Origin of the sequence: Massilibacteroides sp. (assembly GCF_028705895.1) — a bacterium.
GTDB lineage: Bacteria > Bacteroidota > Bacteroidia > Bacteroidales > Tannerellaceae > Massilibacteroides.
On sequence record NZ_JAQWCQ010000020.1, the window covers coordinates 1 to 20,186 of the forward strand.

Annotated in this window: 11 protein-coding genes; 4 read left to right on the forward strand and 7 right to left on the reverse strand. The window is 42.2% G+C overall.

What is annotated here, in order from left to right:
* Positions 1-44: 44 nt before the first annotated feature.
* Positions 45-644, reverse strand: coding sequence for a hypothetical protein (locus tag PHT93_RS06840; protein WP_300241034.1), 600 nt, complete (start codon positions 642-644; stop codon positions 45-47).
* 8 nt (positions 645-652) lie between these two features.
* The gene (locus PHT93_RS06845) at positions 653-880 is read right to left on the reverse strand and encodes a hypothetical protein (protein ID WP_300241036.1); all 228 of its coding nucleotides are present in this window, start codon (positions 878-880) and stop codon (positions 653-655) included.
* 606 nt (positions 881-1,486) lie between these two features.
* On the opposite strand from PHT93_RS06845, the gene PHT93_RS06850 reads away from it, so the two are divergent.
* The 4 genes from PHT93_RS06850 to PHT93_RS06865 are packed head-to-tail and all read left to right on the forward strand — an operon-like array spanning position 1,487 to position 10,392.
* A complete protein-coding gene (locus PHT93_RS06850) occupies positions 1,487-2,557 on the forward strand; it encodes an efflux RND transporter periplasmic adaptor subunit (protein WP_300241039.1) in 1,071 nt (356 codons plus the stop codon).
* Positions 2,558-2,564: 7 nt separating this feature from the next.
* Positions 2,565-5,666, forward strand: a complete 3,102-nt coding sequence (locus PHT93_RS06855; RefSeq protein WP_300241041.1) for an efflux RND transporter permease subunit — start codon at positions 2,565-2,567, stop codon at positions 5,664-5,666.
* Between the two features lie 12 nt (positions 5,667-5,678).
* Complete coding sequence (locus PHT93_RS06860) at positions 5,679-7,157, forward strand: TolC family protein (RefSeq protein ID WP_300241044.1); 1,479 nt, start codon at positions 5,679-5,681, stop codon at positions 7,155-7,157.
* 4 nt (positions 7,158-7,161) lie between these two features.
* On the forward strand, positions 7,162-10,392 hold the full coding sequence (locus PHT93_RS06865; protein WP_300241047.1) for an efflux RND transporter permease subunit: 3,231 nt from the start codon (positions 7,162-7,164) through the stop codon (positions 10,390-10,392).
* On the opposite strand, the gene PHT93_RS06870 is transcribed toward PHT93_RS06865, so the two are convergent.
* The 5 genes from PHT93_RS06870 to PHT93_RS06890 form a co-directional block, all read right to left on the reverse strand.
* Positions 10,373-12,082, reverse strand: coding sequence for a hypothetical protein (locus tag PHT93_RS06870; RefSeq protein WP_300241049.1), 1,710 nt, complete (start codon positions 12,080-12,082; stop codon positions 10,373-10,375). The two genes, PHT93_RS06865 and PHT93_RS06870, sit on opposite strands and share 20 nt — an antisense overlap.
* A gap of 9 nt (positions 12,083-12,091) precedes the next feature.
* Positions 12,092-13,249, reverse strand: coding sequence for a DUF4249 domain-containing protein (locus tag PHT93_RS06875; protein WP_300241052.1), 1,158 nt, complete (start codon positions 13,247-13,249; stop codon positions 12,092-12,094).
* Between the two features lie 6 nt (positions 13,250-13,255).
* Complete coding sequence (locus PHT93_RS06880; protein ID WP_300241055.1) at positions 13,256-16,009, reverse strand: TonB-dependent receptor; 2,754 nt, start codon at positions 16,007-16,009, stop codon at positions 13,256-13,258.
* Positions 16,006-16,719, reverse strand: a complete 714-nt coding sequence (locus PHT93_RS06885) for a hypothetical protein (protein ID WP_300241057.1) — start codon at positions 16,717-16,719, stop codon at positions 16,006-16,008. The genes PHT93_RS06880 and PHT93_RS06885 overlap by 4 nt, the downstream gene beginning before the upstream one ends.
* A 1,080-nt stretch (positions 16,720-17,799) precedes the next feature.
* The gene (locus PHT93_RS06890) at positions 17,800-19,977 is read right to left on the reverse strand and encodes a carbohydrate-binding domain-containing protein (protein ID WP_300241060.1); all 2,178 of its coding nucleotides are present in this window, start codon (positions 19,975-19,977) and stop codon (positions 17,800-17,802) included.
* Positions 19,978-20,186 lie beyond the last annotated feature (209 nt).

Below are 20,186 nucleotides of genomic sequence, written 5' to 3' on the forward strand. Positions count from 1 at the left end.
TTTCTTATTATATGTTTATTTATGTTATAACATAAGATTGTATCTTATAATTGGGGCATCGCTGTTGACATCAGTAGCAATAATAGTTCCTGTTTCCTCATTGACATCAAGGACTGTGTGAATACTTTTTGCTTGATGAAAGTCAGCGCTGTTTGAAACCTGAAATGCCCTCCAATATCATCAACATGATACCACTGCTTTTCTTGTACTTTTTTGTATAAGAAATTACATGCGTCAATTAAAGTAGCAGTTGCCGGCAGACTATCTATTATTGAAGAAAAAGCATCATAATATTCTTGTCTCCAGTTTGAAACATCTTCATTACCGACTCTATAGGGTAATATCTGAGTACAAAACTCATGAAAGGATACATGTTTTCCCCAGGGTACTTGTTCCCAAGTTTTAAAGGCAAAATCAATATCCTTGACCAAAAAGTCAGCGGAAAGAGTCTGGGCATCATTTTGTGCTTTATAAGGGAGATATCGTAAATTTCTGTGTTTTATATTTATAGAATCAAGAGCCATCGTTGCAGATCGATATGCTGATAGTTGGGGGTTATTAATATGAATATTACTTGCATACGCAACAGCTTCTTCGAGAATTTGCGGTAGTTGGCCTGAATGGCAGTAATTATAATATTTCATGTTTTCAATTAAAAATGAATGTAATTCCGGTCATTTGAAGCTTCTTGCATAAGCCATTCCAGCGATGGCAATTCTCCATGTCCAAACTGTATTTCGTAAACAGGCTCTGTTCCTGACAAAGTAACCTGTCGTATTATGGGGATTAAAAGGATAAATAACACAGCTCGCATTGTTATAATTAAATGTCCGGTCTCCCATAGTGAAAGAATAATAAGAATGAAAGCCTGTTTTATCAAAATATTGTATGTCTTGTTCGTTCTCTTCGCAAGCTCACTATATCTAATTTACACCTACCTCTAAATTACTTTAGACCTACCTTAAAATCGATTTAGAGGTAGGTCTAAAATTATTATCTTTGCGGCAGAAACCAGAAACTTTAATATCACTGTGAAGTCGTCGAAACAGAAGAAAAACTGAACCCTCAGAAAGTCCGGATAAAAAACATAACATTCCGACCATCCGTACGGATAAAAGAATCCATGAAAAAGACACAATTCGTTCGCTTTAAGAAATAAAGTCAATTCGTTCTGAATAAGTTCCAAATCCTACCTCTAAATCTACCCCTAAATCCCCTGAAGGGGACTTTTGAAAACAACATACAAAATCCACTGATAGTAAGGAACAACTTTGAGTTACATACCTGGCACTTTTTGAAGCCAACGAACAAAGTCCCCTTCAGGGGATTTAGGGGTAGATGTCGGGGTAAAAAATGCAAAACTCTTACTGTTTTTAAGACAAACAACTCATTTTTGTAAAAAAACAACAGACATTACGAATCATTCGTATCCTTTTTACTTATATTTGTCGATAACCTATTTCGTTACCTACAAAGACAGAGAACCATGAAATACCATTACTACCTATTTCTCGCGATATTTTTAGGAACAGTCGCCTGCTCGGGGAATAAGAAAGAGCAGAAAGAAGAAACTGTAGAAACCACCCTGCCGGAAGCAACCAACGAAGTGACTACTGTTCTGCTAAAAAGCACCGACTTTAATCATGAGTTGATCAGTAATGGAAAACTAACAGCAAGACGGTATGCCGAACTCCGTTTCGAATCAGCCGAACCCATCGCCGCAATCTATGTGAAAAACGGAGAACGTGTCAACAAAGGACAGAAAATAGCCGAACTTGCTCCCTTTCGCATACAAAACAAACTGCAACAAGCTAAAAACACCCTCGAACAAACTCGCTTAGAATTACAAGATGTGTTGATCGGGCAAGGCTACGCACCGGAAGATTCAACAAAAGTTCCTGCCGACATTATGCAATTGGCGGGTATTAAAAGCGGATACAAACAAGCCTTAGCGCAATACGAACTGGCCAGACATGAAGAAGAAAAATCGGTACTCCGCGCTCCTTTTGATGGTGTGGTGGCCAATCTGTTCGGTAAACAATTCAACACAGCCTCTACAGCAGACGTTTTCTGCGTAATTATTGACCCTTCCAGTCTTGCAGTCTCTTTCTCGGTACTGGAAAGCGAATTGCCTTTGATAAAAACTGGCGACAAAGTGGAAGTCAGTCCCTTCGCCCTGAATGATGTAAAAACTACCGGACAGATCACGGAAGTGAACCCATTGGTAAATACAGACGGTATGGTACAGGTGAAAGCCGCCGTAGCAAACAACGGCAAACTCTTTGAGGGGATGAACGCACGAGTGAGCATACAGCGCTCGCTGGGACAACAGTTGGTTATCCCCAAATCAGCTTTGGTACTCCGTTCGGGCAAACAGGTGATCTTTACCTTAGTGGATGGCAAAGCCTACTGGAACTATGTAACGACCGGATTGGAGAATGCCGGACACTATACCGTCACTGAAGGTTTGAAAGAAGGAGACACGGTGATAACAAGCGGCAATATTAACCTGGCGCACGAATCCCCTGTAAAAGTTGCGGGAGCAAGCGAAGAATAAGAATCCTATGGTTAAATTCCTACTCCAACGGCCTATCGCTGTATTAATGGCATTTACAGCCTGTTTCATTATCGGGCTGACTACTTATTTTGCCCTGCCCGTATCGCTATTGCCGGATATTGCCATACCGGAAATAACCGTTCAGGTATCCGGTAAGAACTCTTCAGCACGTGAATTGGAGAATACCGTAGTGAAGCCGATCCGCCAACAATTGATGCAGGTAGGCAAATTACGCGACATACACAGTGAAACACGAGACGGCGCAGGTGTGATCCGTCTGAATTTCGATTTCGGAACGAATATCGATCTGGCTTTCATTGAAGTGAATGAAAAGATAGATGCTGCGATGAGCTATCTTCCACGCGATGTGGAACGTCCACGCGTTATCAAGGCCAGCGCTACGGATATCCCTGTGTTCTGTCTGAATCTGACACTGAAAAGCGGCGAAGCCTATGCCGACGCGAATCAAGAGGCTTTCTTAGAGCTATGCGAATTTGCAGAAACCGTGATCAAACGCCGTATCGAACAATTACCGGAAGTGGCTATGGTTGACATTACCGGCCTGTTGAAGCGACAAGTACAAATCGTACCCGATGAGATACGTTTAGAAATGGCGGGAATTACCCTTTCCGATCTGGAGTCTGCCTTAGCCGCCAATAATATCGAACCCGGCAGCATGAGCGTGCGGGATGGTTATTACGAATACAATATTAAATTTTCCACCTTGCTGCGTACGCAAGAAGATGTGGAAAATATTTACATCCGCAAAAGCGATCGGTTGTTTCAGTTGAAAGACTTAGCCACAATTCGCATCGTACCCGAGAAAGAAACAGGCGCATCTGTATCCGGAGGAAAACGCGCAGTAACGCTTGCGATAATCAAACAAGCGGATGAAAATATGGACAATATGAAAGAAACACTCGCAGAGGTGACCAATCATTTTTCGTCCATCTATCCGGATATTGAATTTAATATAAGTCGTAATCAAACGGAATTATTAGATTATACGATTTCAAACCTGCAGGAAAACCTGACATTGGGTTTTCTTTTCATCTGCATCACGGCCATTCTTTTCCTTGGTGACGTAAAAAGTCCCGGTGTGATCGGGCTGAGCATGTTTACCAGCATTGTAACGAGTCTGGCTTTCTTCTATATATTCAATATGTCGCTCAACATTATTTCCCTCTCCGGGTTGATTTTAGCTTTGGGAATGATGGTGGACAGTTCGATCGTGGTGACGGAAAACATTACCCAATACCGGGCTCGGGGATATACGTTGGAAGATGCCTGTGCGAAAGGAACTACCGAAGTGATCGCGCCGATGCTCAGTTCCACGTTGACTACCATAGCCGTATTCGCACCCTTAGTGTTTATGAGCGGTATAGCCGGAGCGATCTTTTACGACCAGGCCTTTGCCGTTACCGTCGGCTTATTTGTTTCCTACACAACGGGAATCATGCTGCTGCCGGTGCTATACAAACTGATTTATAGTATTCCGGAGATGAAACGCACCCCATTTAACATCAAATTCAGGAATGTATTCAAGGATGAGGCCTTATTCCGGTTTTACGATGGTGGGATCGACTTTGTATTCAAGTACAAAAAGAGCAGTCTCCTTCTCTTATTATTAACCGTTCCGGTCTGCATCGCTATTTTCTATATTATCCCCAAAACCCGTATGCCGGAGATTGATCAAAACGAACTCCTGTTCCGTTTGGAATGGAACGAAAACATTCATACAGATGAAAGCCGGGAACGGGTAAATAGTCTGTTCAAAGAAGTGGAAGGCCTGGTAGAAGAACAGACGGCCTATGTAGGGCAGCAGCAATTCCTACTCAACCGGGACAAAGAGCTATCGACTTCGGAAGTAGAACTATACTTCAAAACCTCATCTCCCAAAGAGTTACCGGCCGTACAACAGGCAGTGATTAGCTGGGCAGAGACGAACTATCCGAAAGCTGTATATACCTACGCGCCACCGGAAACTGTTTATGAAAAACTATTTGTAACCGGTGAAGCAGATATAGTGGCAGAGTTCTACTCACGCAATAAAGCAGAAGCACCTGAAGCAGGAAGTTTGCAACAAATGATCGCCGAACTGAAAGATGGGACAGGTTGCACACCCACAGGTATTGCTTTCGAAAAGCAGCTGAATATTTCCATCGACCGGCAAAAGTTATTGCTTTATAATGTGGATTATAACGAAATATACCGTTTGCTGAAAACAGCCTTTAAGGAAAATGAGATTGCTACCCTGCGTTCTTACCAACAATACCTGCCGATCACGCTCTCGGGAAAAGGAGAAACGGTGGACGAGGTATTAAAGAACACCCTCGTACGCACACAACCGGACAATGAGGGTAATACAAATCTTATTCCCTTGCAAATGCTTGTGCGCATCACGCCCGGAGAAGACCTGAAAACAATCACTGCGGGAAAGAACGGAGAGTATATTCCTTTCAGCTTTTATGATGTACGAAACGGAGATCGTTTAGTGGAAGATATAGACCGGACGATCAAAGCGGAGATCAATGTGCCCCAAACGTTCTGGGACATTGACTACTCGGGAAGCTTTTTCTCCAATAAAAAGATGATAGCTGAGCTGATTGCAATCCTTCTTATTTCGGTCTTGTTAATGTATTTCATCCTTTCCGCCGAGTTTGAAAGTTTCGTGCAACCGCTTATCGTCTTGCTCGAAATACCGATTGCGATTACGTCTGCCTTGTTCATTCTCTGGCTATGCGGACATTCGCTCAATCTGATGAGTGCCATCGGTATTGTCGTCACCTGTGGTATCATTATCAACGATTCCATTCTCAAAATCGATGTAATTAACAGCCTGCGCAAAGAGGGAATGCCCGTAATGGAGGCAATCCATGAAGGAGGGCGCCGGAGGTTACGCCCGATTCTGATGACTGCATTAACGAGTATCTTCGGAATGGCACCGCTTGTGTTTTCGTATGATATGGGAAGCGAATTACAGAAACCGCTTGCCATCGCTATGATTTCCGCCATGATCATCGGTACGCTTATCAGCCTTTTCATCATACCGTTGGTGTATTGGTATATCTACCGAGGGCAGGACGGAAAGATTCAAACAGAAAAATGAAAATGACCGGATATGAAACGATTGAATAACCTGATAGTATTGATCTTGTTTGCAGCAACAAGCCTTAGCGCTCAACAAATGGTGCTGACTCTCGAACGTACGATCGAGATTGCCGCAGACAGCTCGCTCGAAGCATTCCGCAGTAAGAATATGTATTTAGCCGGTTATTGGGAATACCGCACCTACAAAGCCGGACGCTTGCCGAGCCTTACCCTGAATCTCACTCCGGCGCAGTATTACCGGGACATCACGCAACGGTACGATTCGAACAACGATATCGACGTGTACCGCGAACAACAGTCCTTTTATGCAGGCGGACAGTTGGAGGTCGCTCAGAACTTCGACCTTTTAGGGGGTAGTTTTTTCCTGAACTCCTCGTTGGACTATATGCGTAATTTCGGAGACAATACGTACACACAGTACTCCACCGTACCCATACGTTTCGGCTATTCCCAGAGTCTGCTGGGGTATAATGCTTTTCGCTGGCAACGCAAGATAGAACCGTTGAAATACGAGAAAGCAAAAAAGGAGCTACTCTTCAACCGGGAGAATATCAGCGAACAGGCAACCACTTATTTCTTTGAATTAGCCATGGCGCAGGCAGAATATGATCTGGCCAAAGAGAATGTAGCGTCAACCGATACGCTTTATCGTACGGGACTGCAGCGACACAAGATCGCCTCTATCAGTCAGGCCGATCTGCTGACCTTAAAATTAGATGCGATCAATGCTAAGAACACATTACAGAATGCGAATATAGCCCTTAAACGAGCAATGTTTAATTTAGCGTCTTATCTGAGTTTAGATAAAAACGCAGAAATACGTCTTCGTCTGCCCGGTCGCCCCCATGTTATGGAAATTTCAGCGGATGAGGCGTTAATGCTGGCGAAAGAGAATAATCCGGATTTTCTGGAATTGAGACAACAAATATTAGAAGCCGAACAGCAGGTGGATAAAACAAAGAAAGAAGCCCTGATGAATGCCTCTTTTCGCGCCAGCATAGGTTTTAATCAGGTATCCAATAAACTAAAGAATGCGTATCGCGACCCGTTACAGCAGGATGTCGTTTCTTTATCTGTTTCAATCCCTCTGATAGATTGGGGGGTAAGGAAAGGAAAATACAATGTGGCAAAAAACAATCTGAGTGTAACAGAGATTTCATCTCGTCAGACAGAATTGAGCATTGAAGAGGATGTAATCATGACCGTAGGCGATTTTAATATTCAGCAGGCACTTATTGTAAGTGCTGAGGAGGCTCTCGATTTAGCATTAATGGCTTATTCGGAAACAAAACAACGTTTTATGATCGGCAAAGCGGATATTAACAGCCTGACACTTTCGCTGAACCGGCAACAGTCTGCCCAACGAAATTATATATCGGCTCTAAAAAACTATTGGTTGAGTTATTTCAAAATACGAAAACTCACCTTGCATGATTTCGAAACGGGAATTTCTCTTTCTTCCACATTCGACTATAAACAAGGTCTCTGAGTAAATGAGTAAAGGACCGCACATATCGTCTTTTACGCTTATTGTCGCGTTTGTCTGCGTGGCCTTAGCCGGGATTGCGTTTATTCCGCTGCTTCCAATCAAGCTATCACCTTCGCGCACACTTCCCCGCCTGACGGTCAATTATTCTATGCCGGGCAATTCGGCGCGGGTAATTGAGATGGAAGTAACCTCCCGCTTAGAGTCCATGCTGGCTCGCATTAAAGGGATTCGGGAAATCAATTCGATTTCCGGAAATGGATGGGGGTATGTAATCATCGAATTGGATAAACATACCGACATCGATGCGGCGCGTTTTGAAGCCTCGACAATTATCCGGCAAACCTGGCCTCAGCTACCCGACGGATTAAGCTATCCTTCGCTCAGCATGAGTCGCCCGGATGACAAAGAAGACCGCCCGTTCATGACTTATACAATCAATGCAGCGGCTGCACCTATTCTGATCCAACGATTTGCTGAGAACCAAATAAAACCGCGCCTGTCAGGAATACCGGGCATTTACCGCATAGATATAAGTGGAGCGACCCCAATGGAATGGCGATTAGAATACGACAGCCGGCAATTAAGCTCTTTGGGGATTTCGCTGGGTGATATACAGACTGCCATCAGTCAGTATTATAACAAAGAGTTTCTTGGAACGGCAGATTTATCTCTTCCGAACGGAGAATCAAGCTGGATACGATTGGCGCTTATTCCCGAAGGAGGACAAGGCTCTTTTGATCCGAGCCGTATTACGGTAGCTGATAAGAACGGTAAACTGATCCGTTTAGACCAATTACTCGGTGTGACTCGCCAGGAAGAAGCCCCCCAGAGTTATTACCGCATCAACGGACTGAATTCCATCTACCTTTCCATCCGTGCAGAAGAAACCGCAAACCAACTGAATCTGGCTCGTCTTGTCAAAGAAGAATTGGAGCAGATAAAAACGATTCTTCCGTCGGGTTACGAAATACATACCAGCTATGATGCAACGGAATATATCCAGAATGAGTTAAATAAGATTTACATCCGGACAGGATTAACGATTCTGATTCTTCTTTTATTCGTTTTGTTGATTACCCGTAATTTCCGTTACTTGTTATTGATTGTGATCAGTCTGGCAGTCAACCTCTGCATCGCGGTAATCTTTTATTATTTCTTTGAACTGGAGATGCAATTGTATTCCTTGGCAGGTATAACAATTTCGCTTAGTCTCATCATTGACAATACCATTGTAATGACTGATCATATCCGTAACCGCGGCAATATGAAGGCTGCTTTATCCATCGTAACAGCTACGGTCACAACGATTGGTGCACTTGTTATCATTTTCTTCTTAGATGAAAAAATACGCCTCAATCTGCAGGATTTTGCAGCAGTCGTTATGATCAACCTGACAGTTTCGCTCTTCATTGCTCTTTTCTTCGTGCCTTCATTAATTGAACGATTAGGATTAGGCAAGAAAAAAACGGTTGTTAAAGAAAAACCGACCTCCCGCTTTATCCCTCATCCTGCCACATGGGGACGCAGGTTTGTTGTCCGTTTTAACCGCCTTTATGAAAAACAGATAATGTTTCTTTGCCGCTGGAAAAAGTTGGCCTGCTTAGTTCTGGTCTTTGCTTTCGGCCTCCCCGTATTCTTATTGCCCGACAAGATTGAGTACGAGGCAAAAAAAGATTACACAGCAGCAGATACAGCCCGTATCGAACGATACAATAAGATAGTCGCCACCCCCTTGTACAAGGAAAAAATCAAACCGATAACAGACAAGATATTGGGGGGAACCCTTCGCCTTTTCGTACAGAAGGTTTATGACGGCAGCTATTTTACACGAAACGACGAAACGGTATTGTCCGTCTCAGCGACACTGCCTAACGGCTCTACATTAGATCAGATGAATCACCTGATCACCCGTATGGAGAGCTATCTCACCACCTTTCCGCAAATACGGCAGTTCCAGACGAATATCTATAATGCCCGTCAGGCAGGCATCAGTATCTACTTCACGAAAGAAAGTGAACGCAGCGGTTTCCCTTATACGCTTAAAAGCAATATCATCAGTAAGGCGCTCGAACTGGGCGGAGGTAGCTGGGGTGTCTGGGGATTGCAGGATCAGGGATTCAGTAACGATGTGCGGGAAAACGCAGGTTCATTCCGTATCGAAATGTTCGGCTATAACTACGACGAACTGTATCAATGGGCAGAAGATCTGAAAGCACGCCTGCTGACTTACCGGCGTATCAAAGAAGTTCTGATCAATTCAGAGTTCTCGTGGTGGAAAGACGATTATCAGGAATATTATTTCGATCTGAACAAACAACGCATGGCGGAAGAAGGAATCCTGCCGATCAATTTGTTCGCTTCACTTCGTCCTGTTTTCGGAAAAGATATATATACGGGAAATATTATTGTGGACAACGAAATAGAAAAGTTAAAACTAAACTCCCGGCAGTCTCACGAATACGACATCTGGAGCATGCAATACGTTCCGCAAGAAATAAAAGGAGTACCCTACAAGTTGTCCGAGTTAGCCACCATAAGGAAAGGACAGACACCACAGAAAGTTGCGAAAGTAAACCAACAGTACCGCCTCTGCCTGCAATATGAATATATCGGTGCATCTAATCAGGGACAGAAAATACAGGAACGGGTATTGAAAGAATTTAACGCAACTCTACCGATGGGCTATACCGCGCAATCAAACGCTTATTACTGGTCGTGGGATAAGAAAGACAATAAACAGTACTTACTGTTATTCCTGATCATTGGTATTATCTTCGTCACCTCCAGCATCTTATTTAATTCCCTGAGAAAACCATTAGCAGTGATCTTTGTTATTCCCGTTTCCTATATTGGTGTTTTCCTGACCTTTTACTGGTTTAAACTCAACTTTGACCAAGGAGGATTTGCGTCCTTCATCCTATTGTGCGGCGTAACGGTAAATGCGAGCATCTACATTCTTTATGAATTCAGCCAAATATTGAAACGGAATCCACGCATCTCCCCTTATCGCGCCTACCTGAAAGCCTGGAACGCGAAGATTACTCCCATCTTCCTGACCGTCGTATCCACCGTGTTAGGCTTCATCCCCTTTATGATCGGCACAGACAAAGAAGCCTTCTGGTTCCCACTTGCCGCAGGAACAATCGGCGGATTACTCATGTCGGTAGCGGGTATATTTTTCTATCTGCCGATATTTACATTACGACGCAGCACCCCTATTCCACCCGAAAAGTAGCCGAAGAGCGGATTGTTTGTCCTGTTTTGCTAAGCCCCTCAATGGTTACAATAAATTCGCCTTTTAAATCGGAGGTAAAGAACGGGATGTTTATTATAGGCTGCCCTTGCGTTTGAATATCGGGAATCCAAAGTAACGTATGCCGCATGTCCGGTAATCGGGAAGCACGCTTCGCAGGGTCTGAATAATCAGGCATAAAGAAATGCGACTTGGGTTCTGTACCCCGATAAGTAAAGAGCTGCGAACTGGGATCCAACTTTACTCCTTTATAATCCTGATCGTACGTTTTGAAATAGGCTATACCATCAAACATTTGTCCTCCGAACAGATATTTTCCTCTATATAATTCAATACTTTCCACCAAAAGCGGATCGTAGTTATAGATAGACTCATGATCCAATAAAGGCACTCCGTCCAAAAGAACAAGCGTATTGGCGGAAGTAAAACCATCGCGCTCTTCCGTCAGAGAAGAAAGAAATCGTTTATCGTTGATCTTACGGAATCGCAGTCCCAGAACAAACTCGGTTATCACTTCCTGCATCGTTGTGAAACGCGTATATTCGTCTAATTTATAAACTCTCTCGGGCGTATTTACCACATGAGGAGCTTCATATGAAGTCTGCCAGATAGTATCTCCATAGAATCCCTGCATTGCCTGAACCCCGATACTACGTTCCAGCAGTTCATCCTGTAAAGTAGCTGAGACAACAGGAGCAGACAGAGATTCTGTTCGTGAATGTGTTGCAAACGGAGACTGAATGTCCACTCGAAAGAGTTTCTCTGAAAATAACAAAGCAGAAGACACCACATCGTGCGTACCATCGATCCGTTTCGTAAAGAAAAGCACCTCCCCATTCTCTTTTATCTGCCCCGAAAAGAGTCTGATACCCTGCCCCGGAAAAGCAATAAGAGGCGTTATAATATTTCTCCTAAAAGTTTCTTTGGACTGATCTTCCGAAACGATTGATCCAAGGACAATATGTCCTTCATACTCGGGCAGAAACGAAGCAACCTTGAGGTACTGTTCTTTGGGTATATTTGCTTTCCAGTCATCGATTGTCAAAGGAGGCATGCCCGGTAAGTTTTCCTTTTTCGCGATAGAGAGCGAAAGAGAATAGGCGTCTTTATCCAATCCGTGAATACTTATTTGCCCTTGCTCCCGCGTTGAATATTGCGATTTATTACTTGTTATTACAGAAGAAGTTAAAGGGACAATCGCATTATCTGCAGACGAAAGATTTTGTTCCTCTTGTGAATACCCTATACGTTCAACCGTAAAGGGATTATAAACAGTAACAGGCCTGCTAAAGAATACAGTTTCTCCTTCATTTCTCATTGCGCGTGTATAGGCTACAAGTCGGTAATTCCCTGTCGGTATATCTACAGGCAAGTGAATACGGCTATCAGCAATACCGCTTTTGACATCTATTTTCTGTTGTACGTAAGGAATCGTATCTCCGATAAGTTCGAGATAGGCGATCTTACTGAATAAAGAGATTTCTCCTTTCAGCCCGGTCACATACAATTTAGTCCAAAGGTTCTCTCCGGCTAAATAAACCTGTTTATCTATCTGGACATAAACACGCTCTACAACCGGTTCTATTGCCAAGATACTCATTGATCCGAAATACAGGTAAATCAATCCCAAGCAAAACAATCTATAGTTAATATGTAGTCTTTTATTTCCCATAACAGCAGTTTATTGATGGTTATTCGGCCAAAAATCCGGTTTGACTTTACTTCCTTTATATTTGCAATCTACACAACGTCTTTCTGTAAGTGTTGCACTAAAAAAATCCGGGGCTGCATCTAACAACACTAATCCTTCCTCCTGCATTAACTTTATCATGTTAGATTTCCCCTCAACAGATTCTGTTTTACATTGTTCCGGCTTACGAGCCGGGTCGTGTGCTTCCTTTTCTGTAATATAAAGTCGTTTTTCAGTTACTGTCGCTACATCTATATAGCCTATTACGACTTCTTCCGGAGATGTAACACAGGTCACATTCCCAGGCAACTCGGATGGCTGAGGAGCAAATATACTTCCTGCCTCATCAATATTGTTCTGCAAATTAGATAAGTACTGATAAGCTTGCTTACTCACGGTCCATTGTTTAACCAGAATACTATATAAGTAAGAGAGCTTGTCATGAGTAGCTTCAATCGTCACTAATTTTTTCTCATAAATCAAATTTCCCGATAATTTTTCCGTGTCTCCGAGAAGTAAAACACGGGAGCTATCACTATTCCAACAATAGTAAGTGTTGAGACCATCCAGTAAATATGGAGTATATACTTCGTTTATGAAATCATAGTCCCCATTTGCAAAATAAGCAGCATGGATTTCCCAATCTTCTTTATATGACCAACGATAATAACCTACCGCGCTGTTGGTATCGTGAGTAGTAACATGTATTGTAACCGGTTCTCCATCTCCTTTTTTCTTCCAGGACAGACTGTCAATAGCAGGTGTAATAATCGGTTCGGCAGGTTTGGAGCGGTATTCCTTTCCTTCTGTCTGAATAACTATAGAATAGGACAAAGACGTATCCAATTCTCCCATGCGAATATGATACTCACCGATTATTGCTTCATTTCCCGGCTCCGAAGTCCAACCGTCACTTCTTTCTACATAGACAACAGCTCCGAAAACAGGATTAAAAGTGCTTTCTGCCGAAAGTTCCACACTTCGACTCAATTTTATCACCGTATTTTCTCCACCCGAGATTGCACCCTCAACCACCAGAATATCGGAAAGTTCGTCTTCTACTTTAGGCGTATATTCTTCTATACAGGCTGGTATTAAAGCTACCGCAAACAGGATTATCAATATATATATAGTCTTACTATTGCGCATGGTTCATCAGAATTTTATATTATATGAGATATAAGGAATAGGCATTCCGAATATAGCTAATTTATAGCCTTTCACCTTTCCGTTATCAGATGTATAGTAAACAGAATAGGCGTTCTTGCGTCCTGTCAGATTATAGACTCCAATCGATACTGAACTGTGCGTAAGCAGCGTCAGATGATGGCTGGGTTCGATATTAAAGGAGGCATCCATCCGGAAATAATCCGGAATACGCATACTGTTTCGGTCGGTATAGAAAAGGAATTCTCCTCCGGCATATTGATATTTGGAAACAGGCAATGTAATCGGCCGGCCGGTACTGTAATCGCAGTTCAACGAGAAACTAAACCGATGTGTAAATTTATAATTGGCGACCAACTTAATATCATGTGGCTTGTCAAAATCAGCAGCATACCATTCTCCCCGATTCACGCGTTCTTCTTTTAAACCATCCTTTTGCCGTAATTGAGTTCTCGAATACGTATAACTAAGCCATCCGTTCAGTTTTCCCTGCGTTTTCTTAACCATAAGTTCCACCCCATAAGCCCTGCCTTTAGCCCTTATTACATCTGTTTCGATATGATGATTCATCGTCAACCTCGCACCGCTCTTGTAGTCTAAATAATCATTCATCGTTTTATAATAAGCCTCAATGGAGGTTTCTATGGCATTCCCATCGAAATTACGATACAGCCCTCCGGCAATCTGCATTCCTGTTTGCGGACGAATATTCGCATCACTTAATTTCCAGGTATCAGTAGGCGACATAACTGTCGTATTCGACAATTTATGAATATGTTGGCGCAGGGTATTAAATCCTAATTTAGCAGAGAACTCATTTGAAAAAGCATAGCGGGCAGACAAACGTATTTCGGGTCCATGATAGGTTTTATAAATACTTTTTCCAGCCGAAGCCGAATCAATACGGGTAGATTCGTCAATTGGCTCGCCTTTGCGGTAAAGAAAATAATCTTTAGGGCCGATAGCATTAAACATGACATAACGCAAACCTGCCTGAAGAGATAGCTTGGGATTAACTTCCCAGCGGTCACCAAAATAAATAGCTGTTTCCGCTGCCCGTTCTTTTTGTATTATATCCGGGACAACAAGCGATTCATCCCCGTGAGGAAGATATTTTCCGGGCGTAAGATCGTAGAACAGGGTGTTAAGACCAAATTCCAAGGTATGTTCGTCTGTCAGGTAATTCGTAAAATCTGCCTTGCCAAAGAACTGATTAATTCCAAAATCAAGCGTGTATGCTTCCATCGGATTATCTGTTGCTCTTGTTGTATAACTATAATGATCGTAACCTGCGGTAAACATACTTGTAAGCCGTTGACTAAACAGATACCTCCATTTCAAAGATGCGTTGGCATTCCGGTAGCCATACCGTTCTGCCTCATCAAACTTAAAACGATCCTGGCTAAAATAGCCGTTCAGATAAAAGCTGTTATACTGATCTGCCGTATGCGTAACCGATAAATTCAAATCATAGAATCCGGCAGAGCCATTAGAGTAACCACTCTTTTCCGGCAATTTCTTCAATATCCAATCGGAATAGGTCGTTCTTCCGGCAACGACAAAAGAGGTTTTCTCTGAAAACAACGGACCTTCAAGCATCACCCTGCTGGTTAGTAAGCCCAAACTGGCTGAACCCTTAAATTCTTTTTTATTCCCTTCTTTTCCATTAATATCTAATACCGAAGAAAGACGCCCGCCGTATTTTACCGGAATACTGCTCTTATACAGTTCCATGTCCTTGATAACGTCACCATTTATGGCAGAGAAAATTCCGAACAAGTGAGTTGGATTATAAATTGTTCCATCATTAAATAAGATCAGGTTCTGATCTGTTGCTCCTCCTCGCACATTAAAGCCACCGGAAACTTCACCGACCGATTTTACACCGGGTAATGCTGTTACAACCTTTAATATATCTAATTCTCCGAAAGCCATCGGTATATTCTTAATATCTTTTGCCTTGAGCTGTTCAACGCCCAGATTCAATCCTCTTACACGCGCTATTTTCTCCGAAGAAATGGTGACTTCCCGTAAGGCGTAAATCTGTTCTTCCAGTTCAATATCTAATTTCCCGTCACCATAGAGAAGTACCTGGCGCCGGGTATCTTTCATCCCTATTCCTTTTATTTCGAGTTCTTGTCTCCCGGAAGGAAGTTCTATTGAATAGAAGCCAAAGGCATCTGTAGTCACTCCAACCATGGGTTCTTTTATATAAACCGCAACTCCGGCAATGGGCTCTCCTGTTTTAAAGTCCGTCATGATACCGGAAAGTTTAACTTTTTGAGGGATTGTCTGCACAGCGGGATCGCCAATTTCATACACTCTGTTTTCTGAAGTTGCTTTTATTTCTTTCTTCATTCCAAACAAAGAAGATGCCTGCGTTTTATAATCTGTCGAATCCTTCGTACCGCCCGACTGAAAATAATTATCCGGCAAAGATGTAATAAAAGCCTGTCCCTTTGTAATAAAAAACACAGAGGAATTAACAGAAGAAAGACGCCATTCACTCCCGGTTAAAGCCTCTTGTAAGACTTCATCTGCCGAATCATAATTTCCCCTAAGGGAAACAAATAAGGAATCGGCAACCTCCTGTTCACAAAAGATACGACATCCGGTAAGTGCTTCAAGCTTCGTAAATAGTTCTGCGGCCGGCCGGCCCTGAAAAGACAAACTGATTTTTTCCTGAGCATTGACCAACGAAGAAAAAGAAAATAATAGAAATAAAAGGAGTCTGTTTATCATGGCTTTTGGGATTGGGTGAGACGTTCATATTCCTGTACCATTGCCGTAAACGCCTTTTCTGGTGAAGATCTGAAGTTTAACTTTTGCCTTTTTACAAATTGCTTTAATTCCTTCTTCTTATCCGGAAATAAATGCACTACCGACGAACTATTTTTCACAACATAAAAGGTGTTTCCTTTCTGAAGATAGAAAAGCGTCTTAAATGAAAAGTAGTTGATAAGCTGCTGCCCTTCGTGTTTATTATTCAGTAACGCAATTGGTTTAGCCCATACCTGATATTCTTTGTCATACAATTTAAGAAAATAGCCGGATACCGGAATACCGGACACCTCCGCAGAATTAATATAGTATAAACGATTCCCCTTAAATCTGGCTTCTTTTAAACGGGAGGCCACAAGGACTATATTGTATCGTTGATCAGATGAAATAGCCATTAACTCATCCGTATGATTGTTCCAACGCAATCCAACAACAGGATAATCTACTCCGTCATAAGAAAGAAAACCGGATAAAGGTTCTTTCTGAAGATAAAATGGATGATTCTCAAATGTGGACGGGTATTTTGTCTGTTCTTTGCCTGTAAACAATGCAGCATAAACACCAACCTCTGATAGCCATTCTTGTTTCTGAAGACTATCTTTTGCAGAAAAAGATTGCCCCCAAAGCAATGGCGTTAATAAAAGGCCTAAAACAATATAGATTACTCTCATAAGTGGGTTTTTCCTTATTAAACATCAAATCTATCAAAAAAAATAGAACTAAAGAGAAAACCAATACTAGAACTAAGAGCCTGTTTAAATTTTTATTCGTGGCTTATTTCGTTTTATTTTTTGTTTAGTTGTATATCCGCATGAATGAGCATAGCGGGCTATGTGATTGAATGCGGAGATGCAGATAAGCAAAAAAGAAAACGAAATAAGACCGAAACAAGCCTTCAAGAAATATCCTATAAAAATTTAAACAGGCTCTAAGATATAGTGAAAGAAAACTTCTTTTTGTCATGCCTACAACTAAAATTCGTACAGGGCACTTTATTTCTATTACCAATAATATAATGTACTGTTTTATCAGGCTGAAGCCCACTATATATCAGACCAACGCAACGCGTTGGGTTAATGATTGAATATGAATTTCGTCCTGTAAGGACAGCATAAAACGTATATCTATTCTATTGCCCTTGCAGGGCGCAAAGAAACAAGTATCGACTAACCAACGCGTTGCGTTGGGCTAAATTAGTAAAGGCTTAGCCTATTATCTAATGCAACAGTCATGTTACAGTAACCGGAAAATACATTCAATGGTAGAGTCAGATGTATGAGCTTCTTGGCGGAACGAATTAGTGCCTTTTTGAAACATTAGTATGAATAAAAAAATATAAAGGTTATTTTCGGAAATATAAAGGATATTTTTGAAAAAATATCCTTTATATTTTTACGTCTATTTTTACATTGATTTTCAACACTAAAATAAATCCCGATTTTAAGAGAATATATTAGTATATATTTATCTACTCTACGGATCTGTTATTCATTTTGTAAAATCAGATGTGCTTTGATTGGGTTATGAGATTTCTTAGATTATTGCTTGGAAAAGATGGTCGCCGGAAAAAAAGCTCCGGGAACGATTACGCTTTATATGAAATTAGCCTATGAAATGTGTAGGGAAATATCCTGAAGGCGATGCAAAACAGGAAAGAGTTTACAACTTATTTAATGGAAGATAAACTCTAAATAAGAGAGACAGGGGCGCTTCATCAGCGCCCCTGTACCAAGTAAGTGTTTAGACGAAACTTACCACGCTACTTTTAGACTCTCCTTCTGCGTGGTGATGATATAGATACCTCTTAGTGATAAAGTTATTTTGTCCTCATCCGCACTTGCAGTAGCTGCATGGATAAGCGAACCCGTGATAGTATATACACGCCAAGGCTTGCCGACCGTTAGTCCCGTTACATACAATGTACCGTCGGTAACATAAGCACGGAGCTCTGGTGTTTTCACCTCGTCTATGCTTGTCGGGTTATCTGAATATGGAGTCGCTTTGATAACTCCTTCAACTTCATTTGTTGTTTCCGAAGCATTTCCTTTGTTTATAGTAACCTTAAACTTAAAGCTACCGTCTGTGCCCAAAGGGTTTGTCTCTGTTCCGTTTTCTGCTTCCGTAAATTCTGTAACCGTTACGTTACCAATCATATCGCCCGTAGAACGGAATTCGATGCCGTGAGCTTCACCGAATAAATAATTCAGTGTATTCAATAACCATGTTTTCACCTGCGCTTCTGTTGTTGCACTTCCCTGAGCCATGGTGTAGGTACCACCCGTAACAGCTGCTATTGCGGCTTCTACAGCCTCCTGATTTAAAAGAGCGTCACTCTTTTGGAAAACAGTACGAACCACGACAGAGTAGTCCGGCATAATAAATGTGCGCGTATTACCTGTTCCGTTTACTGTTGTTGTTATCCAACCGTTTCCTCTTTTGTAAACCACAAGACTGCTCAATACATAACCCGACGCCGGAGAAACTGTAACCGTAACTGTTTCACCCTCTGTGGCCATTCCTTTGTCTAATTGGACAGAGCCTGAACCACTTTGGGTTGTAGTGATTTCATTCTTCTGAGAAGGCTGTGGGTCTTCTGCAAGAATTATACCGCTTGCGCTTGCTGTCGCTCTGATTGCCTCTTCCCCTTTGTTGAGTGCTACAGAGAAATCAAAACGACCATTCGCACCGTTCGTCACAGCTGCTTCGAAATTGCTGATGGTGATATTACTTTCTGTAATATCATAAGGAATTGCACTGATTAAACTATTGATTTCTGAAATTAGCCATGTCTTTAGAGCAGCTTCTGTGTTGGCTGTTTGCTGATCTATAGTATAATTACCCTGTTCAATTAGCGTTTTAGCTTCTTCATTCATATTCGTAAAAGTCGCGCTGATTGTCACTCCGTACTCCGGCATCTCGAAACTGTAAGTTCCTTCATTCAGATCAACCTCAATACTACTATCATCTGTTTTACACACAGAAACCGAGTTTAACTTATACCCTTCATCCGGAGTAATAGTCATGTTGACAGTCGCTCCCTGAGCAACATCACCCTCAGGTTCAGTCACGATTGTACCACCGATAAGCGTACCGATATTAATTCCATAAGAAGGAACAGATGGTGGAAGGATTTTCTGTATTCTCACATATTTATATGCACTGGAATAGTTAAAAGGCGTTACGCTTCCGTCTGTTCCGTTGCCTCCGGGATCAGCAACAGTAGTATTTGTCCAATACAAGTAGGGACCGGCAGGTAGTGTGGTAGGTTGACTGTTGAATGCCCCAGTTTCTCCGATGGCGGTTACTGTTCCGCCGGTAATGGAGATGGTGTTGGAGATTAGCCCGTAAGAAGATTGTCCATTTCCGCCCGTAGCGTTCAGCGTTCCGCCGGTAATAGAGATAGAGCCATTTATGTATATCCCGTAAGAACTGAGTTGTGCATTTCCGCTCGTAGCATTTACTGTTCCGCCAGTGATGGTTAAGTTGTTTTCCACGTCTAATCCTTCCGAGAAGTAAGCCTTTCCGGCTATAGCGTTCAGCGTTCCGTCTCCTTGAATGGTGATACTGGTTGTTGCATAGATACCGCGGGAATCACTGTTCTCGACATCACTCTCAACTGTCGAAATGAAGCTGTTTACAGATCCTGTCTGCAGCTGGATGATAAGGTTGTTATTGGAGTCGTCACTAATGATTGTGAGTGCGGATTCCGCAGAGGTTGTCCACTCGAAGCCGTTAAGGGTTAGTGTCTTCGTGTTACCATCCCATCCCCATTTATCGTCTTGTCCGGTGTATTCAGAATCGGTATCCGAAGTAAAAGCTCCGTCGTTGTTAATGTCTTTATAAAACTTACCGGTATTCACGTCGAAAAGAAGTCCCATAGGCGGTGTTACGTCTATCTGTTGTGCTGCAACGGAAGTTGTGGCAAGCACTCATAGAAGTAGTAATACTAAGGTGCGCCACTTAGTTTGTTTGTAGTGCTGTTTCATACTTTAATTAATTTTAGTCTGCTTATTAATATTAGGTGTTTCTGTCTTTCACACGACTCAAAAGTAGGATGATAAGCAATGGGCTTGTGGTACCAGCAACAAAACTTTTTGTTGTTTTGATAAAAACGATAGAAAAAATGCACTTTTAACGT